Source organism: Candidatus Accumulibacter similis (assembly GCA_013347225.1).
Taxonomy (GTDB): domain Bacteria; phylum Pseudomonadota; class Gammaproteobacteria; order Burkholderiales; family Rhodocyclaceae; genus Accumulibacter; species Accumulibacter similis.
The window spans coordinates 4,989,227-5,003,910 of record CP054595.1 but is presented as its reverse complement, the minus strand read 5'-3'; the positions used below and the strand labels follow the sequence as shown (position 1 = coordinate 5,003,910).

General features: G+C 61.4%; 12 protein-coding genes and 1 pseudogene. 6 read left to right on the top strand and 7 right to left on the bottom strand.

Annotated elements, in window-relative coordinates:
- The first annotated feature begins 246 nt into the window (after positions 1 to 246).
- Both HT579_22060 and HT579_22055 read left to right on the top strand, forming a co-directional pair.
- Positions 247 to 963 (top strand): response regulator transcription factor, encoded by a 717-nt coding sequence (locus HT579_22060; GenBank protein ID QKS31371.1) that lies wholly within the window; start codon positions 247 to 249, stop codon positions 961 to 963.
- Positions 960 to 3,017, top strand: a pseudogene (locus tag HT579_22055) (HAMP domain-containing histidine kinase). The gene HT579_22060 and the pseudogene HT579_22055 overlap by 4 nt, the downstream one beginning before the upstream one ends.
- 36 nt (positions 3,018 to 3,053) lie before the next feature.
- Here HT579_22055 and HT579_22050 read toward each other — a convergent pair.
- Positions 3,054 to 4,250: an IS4 family transposase gene (locus HT579_22050; protein QKS31763.1), complete on the bottom strand. Its 1,197-nt coding sequence runs from the start codon at positions 4,248 to 4,250 to the stop codon at positions 3,054 to 3,056.
- 254 nt (positions 4,251 to 4,504) lie between these two features.
- Positions 4,505 to 5,365, bottom strand: coding sequence for a hypothetical protein (locus HT579_22045; GenBank protein QKS31370.1), 861 nt, complete (start codon positions 5,363 to 5,365; stop codon positions 4,505 to 4,507).
- A gap of 855 nt (positions 5,366 to 6,220) precedes the next feature.
- Between HT579_22045 and HT579_22040 the strand changes: the two genes are divergently transcribed.
- The 3 genes from HT579_22040 to HT579_22030 are packed head-to-tail and all read left to right on the top strand — an operon-like array spanning position 6,221 to position 8,417.
- Positions 6,221 to 6,658, top strand: a complete 438-nt coding sequence (locus tag HT579_22040; GenBank protein ID QKS31369.1) for a DUF2924 domain-containing protein — start codon at positions 6,221 to 6,223, stop codon at positions 6,656 to 6,658.
- Positions 6,655 to 8,001, top strand: a complete 1,347-nt coding sequence (locus HT579_22035; GenBank protein QKS31368.1) for a recombinase family protein — start codon at positions 6,655 to 6,657, stop codon at positions 7,999 to 8,001. The genes HT579_22040 and HT579_22035 overlap by 4 nt, the downstream gene beginning before the upstream one ends.
- Positions 7,998 to 8,417, top strand: a complete 420-nt coding sequence (locus tag HT579_22030) for a hypothetical protein (protein QKS31367.1) — start codon at positions 7,998 to 8,000, stop codon at positions 8,415 to 8,417. Before HT579_22035 ends, HT579_22030 begins: the two co-directional genes overlap by 4 nt.
- Before the next feature lie 222 nt (positions 8,418 to 8,639).
- On the opposite strand, the gene HT579_22025 is transcribed toward HT579_22030, so the two are convergent.
- From HT579_22025 to HT579_22005, 5 genes are all read right to left on the bottom strand, one after another.
- Positions 8,640 to 8,810, bottom strand: a complete 171-nt coding sequence (locus tag HT579_22025; protein QKS31366.1) for a hypothetical protein — start codon at positions 8,808 to 8,810, stop codon at positions 8,640 to 8,642.
- Positions 8,811 to 8,897: 87 nt separating this feature from the next.
- A complete protein-coding gene (locus HT579_22020) occupies positions 8,898 to 9,914 on the bottom strand; it encodes an adenylosuccinate synthetase (protein QKS31365.1) in 1,017 nt (338 codons plus the stop codon).
- Positions 9,911 to 11,029 carry a toll/interleukin-1 receptor domain-containing protein gene (locus HT579_22015; GenBank protein ID QKS31364.1) on the bottom strand — a complete coding sequence of 373 codons (1,119 nt, stop codon included), beginning with the start codon at positions 11,027 to 11,029 and terminating at the stop codon, positions 9,911 to 9,913. The genes HT579_22020 and HT579_22015 overlap by 4 nt, the downstream gene beginning before the upstream one ends.
- 284 nt (positions 11,030 to 11,313) lie before the next feature.
- Positions 11,314 to 11,628 carry a hypothetical protein gene (locus tag HT579_22010; protein QKS31363.1) on the bottom strand — a complete coding sequence of 105 codons (315 nt, stop codon included), beginning with the start codon at positions 11,626 to 11,628 and terminating at the stop codon, positions 11,314 to 11,316.
- 103 nt (positions 11,629 to 11,731) lie between these two features.
- On the bottom strand, positions 11,732 to 13,816 hold the full coding sequence (locus tag HT579_22005; GenBank protein ID QKS31362.1) for a recombinase family protein: 2,085 nt from the start codon (positions 13,814 to 13,816) through the stop codon (positions 11,732 to 11,734).
- Positions 13,817 to 14,417: 601 nt separating this feature from the next.
- On the opposite strand from HT579_22005, the gene HT579_22000 reads away from it, so the two are divergent.
- On the top strand, positions 14,418 to 14,561 hold the full coding sequence (locus HT579_22000; GenBank protein QKS31361.1) for a hypothetical protein: 144 nt from the start codon (positions 14,418 to 14,420) through the stop codon (positions 14,559 to 14,561).
- Positions 14,562 to 14,684 lie beyond the last annotated feature (123 nt).

Below are 14,684 nucleotides of genomic sequence, written 5' to 3'. Positions count from 1 at the left end.
GATCTCCGCTCCCGTCGCCGAGAGCCGGAGAGCCGACCGGTGCACCCCTTTCCCATGAAGCCCATCGTGCCGGAGATGCCGCGGAAGATTCAATGCCGCCGTGGGGTGTCTTTGATCACACGCCGGCGGTGTTTCTTCCGGCGCGTGAGCGTTTCTTCCGTCGTGTGAACAAACACTCACGCGGCGGGAATGTTTGTTCCGGGAGAAATCGGGGATACTTGAGCAAACCGTCAGGGAGCGCGCCCGATGCTCAAAGTCGCTGTCATCGAAGACGACCGGCCCACCAGCAACCAGCTTGCTGAGTGGATTCTCTCGGCCAGACCCGGGATCCGGGTCGATCAGTGGTTCACCCGCGACGAAGCCGAAACCGCCATCGCCCGCGAGAACTACGATCTGGTGGTGCTCGACATCGAGCTGGGCCGCGAGCGGCACGCCGGCGTGGCGATCATCAACGCCATCAACAAGGGTGCGCGCGGGACGCCGGTGCTGGTCGTCTCGGCGATGCCGGCCACCATCTACCGCAGCATCATGAAGGCGCTCGATGCCTGGGACTATCTGCAGAAGACGACCTTCTCCGAGTCCGATTTCGTCGACACCTTCCTGGAGATCCTGCGCACGGCGCACGATCGGGATCAGGGCAAGACGAGTCCCGCCGCCGGCGATGAGTTGTCGCTCGACCCGCTGCGCCAAGCCGCGCCGCTGTGGCGGGGCAAGCGGATCAATCTGCCGCTGACCGCCCAGCGGATCCTGGCCACGCTCTACGAGAAGCGCGGTCAGGTCGTCTCCTACGAGGAGTTCTTCGAGGTCGTGAAGAGCGGTCGCAACCGGGACAACATCCGCAAGCACATCAGCGCCATCCGCGAGGCTTTCCGCGAGTTCGATGAAGACTTCGATCGCATCGAGAACGTCCCGATGCGCGGCTTCCGCTGGTCGGACGAGCCCCCGGACGATGTCCGCCGATGAGCAGAGGGCTGGCCTGGCTGGCGTCCTTCCGGCTGCGCATCCTCTTTCGCAGCGCGTTTCTGTTGCTCGCGCTGGCCGTCGTGACGATGGCGGTCACCGTCCTGCAGGAGGAGAAGCAGCGCAGCTACGACACCTACCAGGCGAGCTTCGCCAAGACCAAGGAACAGATCGCCGCCCGCCTTCGCCACCCGGCCGGGCAACTCGCGCTGCTCAATCCCCCGCGAAGCGCCGAGCAGGCGACGCCCTTGCGCCCGGTCGTCCTGCCGTTCTCCAGCATCGACTTCGACGACCAGAACAAGGTCCGCCACGCGGTCGAAATGGCTGGCTGCCTGGTGCAGTACCGCAACTACGGCAGCCTCTGTGTGGCGATCGGGAACAATCCCTGGGCGGGCGGCTTCATCTACGCCGCCGGCACCTTCGCCAGCGAGCCGCTGGTGCCGCACCGTATCGGCGACGAGTTCCTCGATGGCGCGCATCGTCTGCGCGTCACCGTCAGCCTGCGCGGCGAGACCTATCGCTGGGTGGCTCCGTTTGAACCGCTGGGCGGCAACAGCCGGCCGCGGGGCGAAGGAACGCGTGGGCGCTTCACCGGATACGTCGAACTCGACGATCGGGATTACACCGGACAGAAGCCGGTCAAGGAATTCCGCGGCTGGGTCTGGCAGAGTGGCGTGTGTCTCGACTCCGCCGACGACACCGACGGCTGCCAGAAGAAATCGTTCTTCTCGCTGCGGCTGCCGATCGAAGTTCTCAGCCAGGCGCTCTTGCAGGGCAAGCGTCCGCCCTGGCCGCCCCCCGATCTCGACCAGTTCCAGGTGCGCATCGAGGTCCTGCCGCCCGGCGATGCGCCGGCACTGTTCGACAGCAACGAAGACGGAGCAGTCCCGCCGTTCTCGCTCAACGACCTGACCAGCCTGCTGCTGCCCGGCGAGACGCTGAGCATCCGCAAGACCGTCGCTGGCAAGGACGTTGAAGTCGCCCATCTCCGCGGCCAGGACGAGGCGCTGGAGCCGTCGTCGCCACTGCTCACGCGCCTGATCCGTAAGCTGCCGGTGGAGACCTACGATGCGCCGGTCGAACTCGTCGACGCGGTCGCGACACCGTTGGGCAGCTACCAGGTCGTGCTCCGCGGCGATGCTCGCAGTGTCAACAAGACGCTCAGCGCGGTCGCCACCCGCGTCTCGTGGTTCGTCGGCGCCATGTTGCTGGCGATCGTGGTCGCCTGGGGGGTCATCGAAGCGGGCATCATCCGCCGCATTGCCCGCCTGACCCGGCGCGCGAGCGAACTGTCGCGCAGCGTCCAGACGACCGGTGGCCTCGAGCGCTTCGACCTGGCCGACCTGCGCGGTCGCGATGAACTCGGGATCCTCGCCAACTGCCTGAACGATCTCCTGCGGCGGGTGAAGGAAGACGCCGAGCGCGAGCGCATCCGCGCCGAGCAGGAGAAGGACCAGTGGCACGCCGTCGGTCACGAGATCATGTCGCCGCTGCAGTCTCTATTGGTACTACATGGCGACGCCGACGACCCGAGTCACCGCTACATCAGCCGGATGCAGCAGGCGGTGCGGATCCTCTACGGCAGCGCCAGCCCGAGCGAGGCCTTCCAGTCCTCGGCGGTCGAGGTACAGGCCATCGATCTCGCCGAGTTTCTCCGTCATGTTGCCGACAACGCCGGCGTCACCAATCTGAGTTGCGACCCGGGCGATCGTCCGGTCCTGGTGCGTGCCGACGAGTACGCGCTCGAGGATGTCTTCACGCACGTGCTGAAGAACGCCGAGCGCTGCCGGCGGCCCGGCACGCCGATCACCATGACGCTGGAGACCAGTGACACCGCCGCCACGGTATGCATCCACAACGTCGGCGAACCCATTGCCGACGAACTTCTGGAGCGGATCTTCGAGTACGGCGTGTCCGACCAGCTCGACTCGGGCGCCAATGGCAACCGCGGCCAGGGTCTTTTCGTTGCCAAGACGTACATGGCGAAGATGGGCGGCACGATCACCGCCAGCAACGTCGAGGATGGCGTGAGTCTCGTGCTGACGCTGCAGCGGGTGCGAAGTCAATCCTCGAAAGTTAGCCTATTGTCATTGTTACTTGTAAGCGTGGGAGAGGTGCGGTTTCGGCTGCGGTTTTCGAGGTTGGGAGCGATTGGGGACGAACTTCTGGAGGTTCAACGCGATCTCCTGGAGGATGGGCTTGAGGCGGCGAGTGGTGGCGGTTGCAGCCAGGAGCCAACGGCCGATCTGTCGTTTGATCTTGTCGAGTTCCAAGGTGCGGTTGATCTTGTAGGACGAACCGGGATCGAGGAGGGCATCGGTGGCGACATAGGCGGCCAGTGCATTGAGGTTGTCGAAGACCGCCTTGGCGCCGAAATCCTGGCGCGCCGCATGCCAAGACAAGCCGGAAGTATGCTCCAGTTGCAGCCGGTGCTTGATCCGTTTGAACGCCTCTTCGATTCGCCAACGGCCGTGGTACAGCTCGGCAAACGCGGCGGCCGGAAAGGTCACGGGATCGAGGAGCGATGTCATCACCACATGCACCCGTCCGTTCGGTGTCGCTACCCGCACCAAGCGAACCGTGGTCGGCGTGGCCGGGCATTCATAGTCCTTGGCATCACGGGCATTGGGCGCGCGCAAGACGACGACCTGCTCGCTTCGACCGGACTGCAGGAACTCGCGTACCACCTTGAATCCTCGCGACAAATCGCAGCGGATGCAGAAGGGGATGTGACGTGCCGTCAGCGCCGACACCAGCCAACGACAGGGAAAGCCGCGGTCCATCACGAGCACATCGTCGGAGCGCAGACAATCGATCGCCTCGAAGAACATCTGACGCTCATCGGACAAAGGCTCATGCAGGCGGAAGTTCAGAAACAGCTCGATGCCCGGCAGGTAGAGGCCGAAAGCCACGCCCGTGACGATCGACCGGACGTTGTCCTTCATCATCGTCAGGCGAACCGCGCTGCCATCCGCCGCGACCACCCGTAAACCTCTCCAGCGCGGGAGCGGCAAGTGTTCCTCCACCAGTTCCATGAGGTGCTGATTGACCTCGCCGAACACCAGCGCGTTGATCTTGTAACGTGCCTGGTAGAAGGCTTGAGCGGTGACCTCGCGAACCGAGTCGGCGCGATTGCGCAGGTTGGCGAAGAACTGATCGAGTTCCGACTGGACGGCGGCGTGAACGCTGGAGAGCAGAAAACTGAGGACCGTTGGCAGGGTGAGGGTTCGGCAGCGGGTGAAGTGTTTGGCGTCGAGGCGAGCCACTTGCAGTAACTCTTGTGAAAACAGATACTTGGAGAGTCTGCCAAGTATATTGGCATATTCAGGCCGTCATGCGATTCTCCTTTATAAACAATTGGTTACAGAGCTATTTTGCCGCAGGACTACGGCCGACACAAGGCTTCGCGCGAAATATGCGGATATGCTAACTTGTGAGGATTGACTGCGGACCCGCACGGTGGGGGGTGTGGGCGCCGGGGGAGACAAACCTCCGCCTACCCGATTGGGCGTCGATTCCGCGCGTTGGTAAAGTGTCAGCGCCATTATTGCTCCCAAAACGGTAATTCGAATGCCTTCAGGCGATGCTCACGTAGTATGTCGCTCGTCACCTGTCGAATCTCATCTGCTATTGCGCTGACTGTAATTGAGAGGACGGGGGCACTATCGACGCCAGTTGAATAGGCGTACTCCGTTCTGAATTTCAGTAGGCCGGCCAAAGCAAGACTGTCCAATGAATCACGTATGATTTCAAATGTTGATTGCCGTAGTTCGCAAGTGAACTCGGAATTCTCTGGCGGTAGGAATTCAAGTTCATTCCACAGGAAGTAGGTGTGGTCGCGGAGATCCAGCAACATGCCTGCAATGTCTGCGCCAGCGACAGCTACTTGAGGTGAGGAATCGTCCAATTCATTGGCGAAAGTGGCTTGTGTATTGGGGGTGCCCGCAAGCTCGGACATAACAAGCGCTATGTGCCTTGCAACGTCCCGAGTGAACGCCCACGGTCCCCGGTACGACCAAACAAGGCCTTCCTTGCTGATAGTGGTACGGAACCTCTTGAGCTCATCGGACGGAAGACTACTGTGAAAGTACAGCAGTACAGGTTTGTGTGCTTGCTGAAAGAGGTGAATCTCCTCAGCTGTACCGGACTCGGCAATGACGGTAGGTGTGCCGAGTCGTGCCCGAAAGACCGCGATCAGCGCGTCGCAGGAGCTCAAGATCTGCCGATTAATGATTTCCTGGGGCCGACTGCCCATTTCGGGGCGCGCATGCGTCTCCCACAAGACTGGCTCAAGATACATGTCTCGTGCTTGACCATACGCGACGTTCCAGTCAGAGACGACATCGCGAACGATCTGACGTTCCTTCCGGCAGTCCCCTGGGGAGGCCACGAACAGCTTATACAATGTGACAAGTTTCGGCATCGAGGGTAGGTGGATGGTGGATGTCTTCGACGCCCAATAGCGTTGATCTGCCGCGCCGAAAGCGTCCGGCCTAACTGCTGGCGGATCCGCGGCAGATAGACCTCGTTCGACTGGAATGCCTCGACGGCGCTACATATGGGGATTGTAAGCGTCCCGCGCCCCGGGTCAAGCCGCGGGCAAGGGTCAGACGAGATGGGGCAAGCGCTTCACGAGCATCTTCCTGGTACTTACGGGTGTGGCAGGAACGAACAGGGAGTACTAGTAGGGCGAACGCGGCACAGAAGGGTGACTTCGGCGCGGGTGACGCACCACCTCCTGGCGGCCGGCCAGAGCCGCCGTTGTGCGCACTGGAAAGCCTTTCCCCAACACTGAGTCGTTCTCAAGGCGGCCCTCGAACGAATGCGCGCTGCGAGGTCACTTGGCAGAATTGCCGCCGTCGGAACCAATCTTCCTGTGTGGCAATGCGTGCAGAGCGCCCACTCGGCGCAGCCGATGCGCTGCAGGACGTGCTCTGCCGTCGCCGTGATCACCGGACCGATTTTTTATCTGAATCTCCGCTCACTTACTCACACTTACTCCAAAACACGCAGCGCCGAAAACTTCGTGGTCATATCATCCTTGACGGTCTGGACCACCCGAATGGAGAACGAAGATGACCGTCGAACCCACTCTACCCGAATCGATGTCGCCACGCGAGCGCGCCGCCGAGATCGCTCACCTTCTTGCCGCCGCGGTCGCGCGGCTACACGCCAAGCAGCCCGTTCCGAGCGAAGTTTCGCTTGGCTTTTCGGCGCCCAAGCGCGTTCATAGGACTCCCTCATTGCCGGGAGTACCACGATGACATCGCCTTCTGTTGCCGCGCAGCTCGCGGCACTACCCCAGATGCCCCTCGATCGCCTGTGGGCGCTGTGGGATCAGCACTTTCCCCGCCGGCCGCTGCGCGTCACCCGGCGTTACCTGGAAAGCCGCCTCGCCTATCGCCTCCAGGAAGCCGCCTACGGCGGCCTGCCGAAAGCGATCAAGGAACAACTCGCCGACTGCGGCGAGCGCCTGTCGAAGATCAAGGTCGGCCGCGGCGCCGAGGTCCGCCTGATGCCGGGCACCACCCTGATCCGCGAATGGGACGAGCGCGAGTACCGCGTCACCGTCACCGCCGACGGCCAGTACGAATTGAACGGCCAACACTACAAGAGCCTGTCCGCCACGGCCAAGGCGATCACCGGCACCCACTGGTCGGGACCGGCGTTCTTCGGATTGAAGAGGGAGCGGCGATGAACACCGTGGCCCCGAAACGCTGCGCGGTCTATTGTCGCGTGTCGACCGACGAACGGCTGCACCAGTCGTTCAACTCCATCGATGCCCAGAAGGAAGCCGGTCTGGCCTCGGTCGCCAGCCAGCGGGCGGAAGGGTGGATCCCCGTCCCGGATGACTACATCGATCCCGGCTTCTCCGGCGGCAATCTGGAGCGGCCCGGATTGAAGCGCCTGCTCGCGGACATCCAGGCCGGCAAGATCGACATCGTCGTCGTCTACAAGATTGACCGCCTGACTCGGAGCCTGACCGACTTCTCCCGGCTGATCGAAGTCTTCGAGCGCCACCAGGTGTCGTTCGTCGCCGTCACCCAGCAGTTCAACACCACCACCTCGATGGGCCGGCTGATGCTGAACGTCCTGCTGTCCTTCGCGCAATTCGAACGTGAGGTCACCGGCGAGCGCATCCGTGACAAGATCGCCGCCAGCAAGGCGAAGGGGATGTGGATGGGCGGGCCGTTACCCCTGGGATACGACGTGCAGAACCGGCTGCTCGTCGTCCATGAAGTCGAGGCCAGACTGGTCAGGCGCATCTTCAAGGATTTCACGCGTTGTCGATCGACCACCGAGATGGTTCGGGAACTCAGCGCTGAGGGCCAGACCACCAAGTCGGGGCGGCCTCTGACCAAGCAGGCGCTCTACAAGCTGATGCACAACCGGATCTATCTGGGCGAGATCCTGCACAAGGGCACGTACTATCCCGGCCAGCACCAGGCCATCGTTGATCGGGATCTCTGGGACGCTGTCCACGCGATCCTCGCCGAGAACAATCGCCAGCGGGCGGTGGAGACGCGCCAGCGCCGACAGCCACCGTCATTGCTCCTCGGTCTGTTCTACACGCAGGACGGCGAGCGCTTCCAGCCTGCCTTCACGCGCAAGGCCAACGGAACGATGTATCGCTACTACGTGCCGATCCGCAAGGTGCGCTTCGGCGCGAGGTCGACGGGCGCCGGCAGGCTGCCGGCGGAACCGATCGAGCAGTTGGTGCTGTCCCACGTCCATGCGGCGCTGCGGACGCCGGAGGTGATCCAGGCGGTGTGCAACCGCATCGCCGCGGAAAAGCTCAAAGTGACCGAGCCGGAGGTGGTGCTGGCGCTTCGCCAGCTCGGCGCCGTCTGGGAGCAGCTCTTCCCGGTCGAGCGCCAGCGCATCGTCCAGTTGCTGATCGAACGCGTCACGCTGCTCGACAACGGCATTGAGATCGGCTGGCGGGAGGCAGGCTGGTCGCAGCTCGTCGGCGAACTCCGGCCCGACACGATCGGCGCCGAGTTGCGCGAACTCGCGGAATCGGAGGAGGCCCTGGCATGACGCGGATCACTCAGATTGGCGACGCCATCCAGCGCCGGGAACCGAAGCTCACCACGGTCATCCCGGTTCACATCAAGCGCCACGGTGGCCGGAAGGTGGTGATCCCGGCGCCGGAGACCCCGGAAGCGCAAGCGCCCGAGCACCACGAACCGATCCTCAATGCGCTGGCACGGGCTTACCACTGGCAGCGCCTGCTCGACGAAGGCCGGGTCAGCAGCGGGGTGGAGATCGCGCGGCAGGAGGGTCTGAATCAGTCTTCGGTCAACGAACTGCTTCGCCTGACGCTGCTCTCGCCACAGATCGTCCGGGCGCTTCTCGCGGGCCGGCAGCCGAAGACGCTGACGCTGCGGTGGCTGAAGAACCACGAGCTGCCGGCGGATTGGGAGGGGCAGCGGGAGCTTTCTTGGCGGGTTTGACGGGTAGGGTGGTGTCGCGATAGTCTCAGCCGGTTAGGCCAAGCCATGCCGCCCGCCCCAAGTGCTAGGGCGGGGTGGCGGACTACAGTTGTGGACGCGGTTCCATGCGGCCATCTATGATCACGACTCCGAGATTGAACTGGTCCCATGGTACGAAGTCAACGAGCCCGCCCGTTGATAGAGTCGGACGAGATTGCGCCGGGCATCCTGAATGGTGAAACGTCAGTTTGCTGGCAGAGTGTTGGCATCGCGCTCGCGGATATTGGCATCGACATGGCGTCGCAGCGCTTCTTCGTCACGAATACGCTGTGACAGGCACATGTTCCCCTTGTTCAGCATCGAGTTCATGTGTTCCCCTTCTTCCGCCGTGAGTGTCTCGCGATACTTGCTCACCGGCACCCCTTCTCCTGAGAGTCAATCAAAGCTTACTGAATACACGACCTGCTTCACGTACTTATTTCCATGATGCAAATCGACCGACTACTGACGCAGGTCGACGGTATCGAAAGTTCCGGGACCAGTGGAGATCAATCCAACCCGAAGTTCGAACGAATCCTCAATGAAATCGATGAAACGCCGAGCTCGGCCAGGAAGTTCATCTAGCTTCGTCACACCGCGAGCCCGCACGTCTAGATAGTCGACGAAGGTGAGACACGCGAACGTAGGTCGATTGAGTAAGATAAATCGCTCAGTAAGGAGCTTAGAGAAACGCGCAACGCGCCGTACGGTGCCGTCCAGAGTACCCCGTTCTACGATCGGGTTAGTGGCGCCAGCCAGCCGTGAGATTGACTTCCAGCTAGTTTCTCCCGCGCCAAGATCGCTCTCGCCATCAGTAGTGCGGATCGGGAACGTTCGAAAGACACCGTAAACATCGCGAACGCAATCCCGCGGCAGGGCTCCTTCGGACAGCAGTGCAGCCACACTGATGTCTCTGCTTGTGCTGCGAGGATACCAATCTTGATAAAAGCCGAGTCCGAAACCCTGTGTGCCTTCCAGCAGAAAATTCTCTCGACTCAAACGAGGAGCTAACCATCTTGCAACGTCGACGACAGTCCCGTGAGGCAAGGGCACGTCACGGACGCATGTTAAGTTTCGTAGAGCACGATCTGCGATGGCAAGGGAAGTGCCCTGCCCAGTCGTCGGAGTGCGAAGGATAGCATTCCTTCGGATGTGATCGGGGGTGATGATTCCCGCGAGACGGTCGATCGACAGTCTGTGCGCAATCCCCAGATCTCCAGCATCCCGGATTTCGTCCGTTAGGACGTCAGGCCGAAGATGCGAGCCCGGGCCAATGACAAGCTCCAGAGACCGATTCACCGACGCACTGGGGATGTGGCGAAACACGTAGCGCCGATTGTCCTGGATCACGGTGTGGGCGGCATTCGGCCCACCAGTACGGATTGCTCCGGTGTAGTCGCCGACTACACCGAGGTAGGCGCAGATCTTTCCCTTTCCTTCGCTACCGAACTGTGCACCAATGACGACGTCTACGCTCACTTCGCTAACGCCTGTTGTTTGACTCGTTCTTCGCGAATCAACTCGCGAATACAACCGTGATCGAGAGCGTTTGTTCGTCGGATCACGGTCAGCACCGCGTTGTCTTCATCTTGATGCACCAGTGTTGGAAACTCGGCCTTCACACAGTCTGCTATGATTTGCCTCCGCTCGCTCTCATCCAGATCAAGTTGACGTGCTAGCTGCCCTGCCTCGATCCCAAAACGCTTGTGCGCTTCGCTGTAGTACGATGCTACCTGACCTTCGAATGCTTCTGCAAACCCCCGATGACATACTTGCAGGCCATAGGGCCGACTCGCACCTGTTTCCACGGACGTGACAAGATAGGTTACCTTTCCGATCTGCTCGTTAATGTCGTCGGACACGAACAACTGCATCATCCGAGCCCGAAAGAGGGTAGGATCAGGCACGTTCAGGTATCTAATGTAGCAGTGCGGTGCGTTCGAGGCGGTTTCTAACAGGAACCGTAGCCAGGACTGGGGTGCCCCGGTCACGATTTGATAGCGTTCATACCGTCGATCCTGATCGTAGATGATGCGTCGCACGGACGCCAAGAATCGCTCCGTCTGCTCCGCTGTGTAGTATGTATTGTCCGATATGTCATAACCCATTGATACGCTGAACAGGGACCTGCTACGCTCGTGTATTCTAATAAAGTACTGCATCCTATCGACAGGCTCCTTCAAGTTCTTCACGATTGGTTCGGAACTGAATGGGTCAAGTGCTTCAAGGTGCGCCTTGACGCTTCTCAGCACAGCAGGCTTTTGCGCCGTGTATAGGTCACCTTTGAATTGCTCAGGAAGGGCCTCCGGTTTCACATTGGGGTCGGCCAGGTATACGACAACCGGCTTTCCAAGTCCCCAGAACGCGCCGAGTTCAGCGGCACACCAGTTCGACTTGAGAGACCCTTCTGTAGCGATAAATACGCATACAGAACAATCGCGTATCGCGGCGCGCAGTTTGTCCCGGAGGGACAAGCCCGCCGGCATGGTCTCGGGGTCCCAAACTGGGATGCCCCGTGCCTCAAGTGCAGCCCACAGGTCGTCGAACTTGTCGCGGTCTTCTTTCTGGAAACTATGACTAAGGAACACTTTCATCTGAGACCCTCTCAGGTGTTTGGACTAGACTCGGGGTCACAGAGAGCCGTCAGACCCCCGATTATTCTTGCCGACGACAACCGGTCGTCTGGCGTTTTCCACCATTGTAGAGGGGGAACCCTCTCGTTGCCTATCTGGATGGCCCCCGATGCCGTAGTTTCAATTCGCAGGGCTCCCCAACTGACTAACTCGACGTCGGCCGGCCTCTTGATCGCCGGCTTGCATGTCAAAGCACGGTCATCCTCCCGACCCCTCCGCTGCCATCCTCACAACTTAGCATTTTGTCATGTTCGCTTGTAAGCATGGGAGCGGTGTGGTTTAGGCTGGGGTTTTCGAGGTCGCGAGCGATTGGGGACGAACTTCTGAAGGTTCAAGGCGAGCTCTTCAAGGAGCGGCTTGAGGCGACGAGGGGTCGCGGTGGCGGCGAGCAACCAGCGGCCGATGTGCCGCTTGATCTTGTCGATCGCCAGGGTTCGGTTGATCTTGTAAGACGAATCCGGGTCGATGAGCGCCTCCGTGGCGACATAGGCGGCGAGCGCATTGAGGTTGTCAAAGACCGCCTTGGCCCCGAAATCCTGACGCGCGGCGTGCCAGGACAAGCCCGAGGTATGCTCCAGGCCAAGCCGGCTCTTGATCCTTTTGAATGCCTCCTCGATCTACCAACCATACAACCTCCGTAAGAGTGAGTAGCTGGGCGGAAGACTACGTCGGGTTGGCGGCGGAGTGGGACTTTGCTCGCCAGGACCGTAGCAGAGCCAGTTGCTCGGGGTCGGCTTGAACCAGCCAGATCGGATGTCCGTGGCCGACTGCTTGGCGGGCTGTCAGTTTGCCTTGCTTGAGCCAGGAGTACAACGTGACGGTCGGCATCGCCAACTCATTGGCCAACTCCTGCAAGGTCCTTTCCCCCGGGCCCCGGGAGACGCTGCTGGCCGGCGACGCAAGAACGGATCGTCTGCCTTGGCGCGCCAGCAAGCCGTTCACCATTGCTGCGGTAAAGGTGGCACGACGTTTGGCGGGTCGCCAGCTCTCCGCGTTCAGTTGCGCGGCAATGCCGTTGGCGGTATGGCCCTGCGCATCGAGGGCAACGGCGCGCGCAACCAACTGTGGGTAATAGCTCAGTTGCTCCAGTTTGGCGACCGGTCGGATCAGGTTGAACCGGGTGCCCGTTCCGCCCTGCCAGTGGATTTGCACCTCGACCCGCTCACTTTCGCCCTGGACGGTGACCACCACCCGTTCTAACAACTCGCGGACAATGGCCTGCCGATCCTCGGAAGCCGTGGTTGGTGCGTGCCAGATGATGGGGATATCGTTGGCCAAAGCGCGGATTTGTCCGCACTCCTGCGCCGATAAAGCGGTCGGTTGGCGAACCAGGAACTCTGCATACTCGGCTTGCAAGCTTTTTTCTTCGCACAACGCGCTTTCCCACTGTTTCTCGAGGGTTCGCGCGACCAGGCGGTTCTCCGGCTCGACCGCGTGGTATTGGCGAGCGGCTCGCTCCACTTGGTGGTGTGCTCGCTCCAAGCGCTGCGCCCAATGGTGATGCGTGCGCTGACGCTCGGCTTCAAGATCCTGCGCGACTTGCAGGCTGACGTCCAGCGCCGCAGGCTCCAGCGCCCTCAGCACCCACTGGCCGACCCCGTGGTCCAACGGCCGTCCGCTGAGGGACTGGCAACGCGGCTCGCCGTACTCCACCGCAGCACGGTTGCAGACATACCGCAATCCCTTGCCGTTTTGCGTGTACTGCGTGGCCATCCGTAGACCACAGCGTCCACATACCAACAGCCCTGACAGCAGAGACTCTCCTGCGCGGACCGGACCCAAGGCGTTCGGTCGGTTGGCGGCCAGTTGCTCGACGTTGCGGGTGAATTGCTCCCAGCCGATGTACGCCGCCAGACGGTCGCGCAACAGCACCTGGTAGTCCTCGGGTTTGGCCACCGTGCGTCCCGTGCCGGGACGCCCCGGTTGCTGTCGCCGCGGGTCGGTGGCGCGCCGACCATACACGTAAGCGCCCGCGTAGATCGGGTGGTGCAGCAGGTTGCTCAGCGTTGCCCGGTTGGGTCGGCGCCACTCCAATTCCCCTCGCTGCGGACCGTTCACGATGCGGTGCGGCAACCGAATCTGGTACTGCACGAGATACTGCAGCACGCCGTTCAGGGTTCCCAAGCGCTCGAACTGCTCGAAAATGAGCCCAATCACGCCTTGCGCCTGCTCGTCCGGATCCTTGCTGATCTCGCCGGACAATCTGCGCACATAGCCCATCGGCAAGGGCGTCGCCAGTTCCCCTCGCTCGGCCTTCGCGCGTCTGCCTGCCAGCATCCGCTGCTTGAGGACATGCAATTCCGCTTCCGACATGGTGCCCTTCAGCCCCAATAGCAGCCGATCATTGTAATTCCGCGGATCATACACCCCGTCCGGATCGCCGATTAAGCTGCCGAACACGGCACAGACTTCGAGCAATTGGTGCCAGTCCCGGCAGGACCGCGCTAACCGCGACATCTCGATGCCGAGGATGATTCCCACTTGCTCCAGGCTCACCGCTGCCACCAAACGCTGAAAACCGGGGCGGCCCTCGGCGCTCGCCGCCGATTTCCCCAGGTCCTCGTCAATCACCTTCACCTGCGCAGGCGACCATCCCAAGCTCAACGCCCGATCGACGAGACCATACTGCAGTCGCGTCGATTCCTGGTGGCGCGCGACTTGCTGCAGGGTGGATTGACGGACGTATACGACGGCCCAGCGTTCGCGGTGATGGCTCTGCACCTTGCCGCTGGCCAGCACGAAGGTCATCGCGGCTCTCCTCGGTCGGCATCGGCGTCTCGAGTTGGCGGCAGATCAAATGACCGAGCCGAGCGACCAAACGACGTCGATGTTCTGCCGGCAGCTGCAGCCACACCGACCGTTCGCTTTGCCCGGAGCGCATGAACTCACGGACCGCCTTGAATCCTTGCGACAAATCGCAACGAATACAAAAGGGGATCGCGCGTGCCGTCAGTGCGGACACCAGCCACCGACAGGGAAAGCCCCGGTCCAGCAGCAGTACATCGTCGGAGCGCAGGTTCTCGATCGCCTCGAAGAGCATCTGGCGCTCATTCGACAACGGCTCATGCAGGCGGAAGTCGAGAAAGACTTCAATCCCCGGCAGGTACAAGCCGAAAGCCACCCCCGGGAGAATCGACCGCACGCCCTTCTTCGTCAATGTCAGGCGAACCGCGCTGCCATCGGCGGCGACCAGTCGCAAGCCCTGCCAGCGCGGGATCGGCAAATGTTCCTCGACGAGGCGGATCAGTTCCTGATTCAGGTCACCAAACACCAGCGCGCTGATCCGGTAGCGTGCCTGATAGAACGCTTGCGCCGTCACCACGCGCACCGAGTTGGCGCGATTGCGCAGATGGGCAAAGAACTGATCGAGTTCGGACTGGACGGCGCCCTGAACGCCGGAGAGGAGGAAGCTCACGACCGTGGGCAGTGTCAGGATGCGCTGGCGGGTGAAGTGTTTGGAACTGATCCGCGCCGCTTCGAGAAAGGTGCGTGAAAACAGATGCTTGGATAGGCGGTTCAGTATATTAGCATATTCAGGCTGTCATAGGATAGTCCTTTATAAACAATCAGTTACAGCGCGATTATGCAAGAGACGTGCGTCCACCGCAAGGCGAAC

Excerpts from the sequence above, each read along its gene's own strand:
- HT579_22060 (QKS31371.1), top strand. The coding sequence starts at position 247 with ATGCTCAAAGTCGCTGTCATCGAAGACGACCGGCCCACCAGCAACCAG.
- HT579_22040 (QKS31369.1), top strand. The coding sequence starts at position 6,221 with ATGACATCGCCTTCTGTTGCCGCGCAGCTCGCGGCACTACCCCAGATG.
- HT579_22035 (QKS31368.1), top strand. The coding sequence starts at position 6,655 with ATGAACACCGTGGCCCCGAAACGCTGCGCGGTCTATTGTCGCGTGTCG.
- HT579_22030 (QKS31367.1), top strand. The coding sequence starts at position 7,998 with ATGACGCGGATCACTCAGATTGGCGACGCCATCCAGCGCCGGGAACCG.
- HT579_22015 (QKS31364.1), bottom strand. The coding sequence starts at position 11,029 with ATGAAAGTGTTCCTTAGTCATAGTTTCCAGAAAGAAGACCGCGACAAG.
- HT579_22005 (QKS31362.1), bottom strand. The coding sequence starts at position 13,816 with ATGACCTTCGTGCTGGCCAGCGGCAAGGTGCAGAGCCATCACCGCGAA.
- HT579_22000 (QKS31361.1), top strand. The coding sequence starts at position 14,418 with ATGGGCAAAGAACTGATCGAGTTCGGACTGGACGGCGCCCTGAACGCC.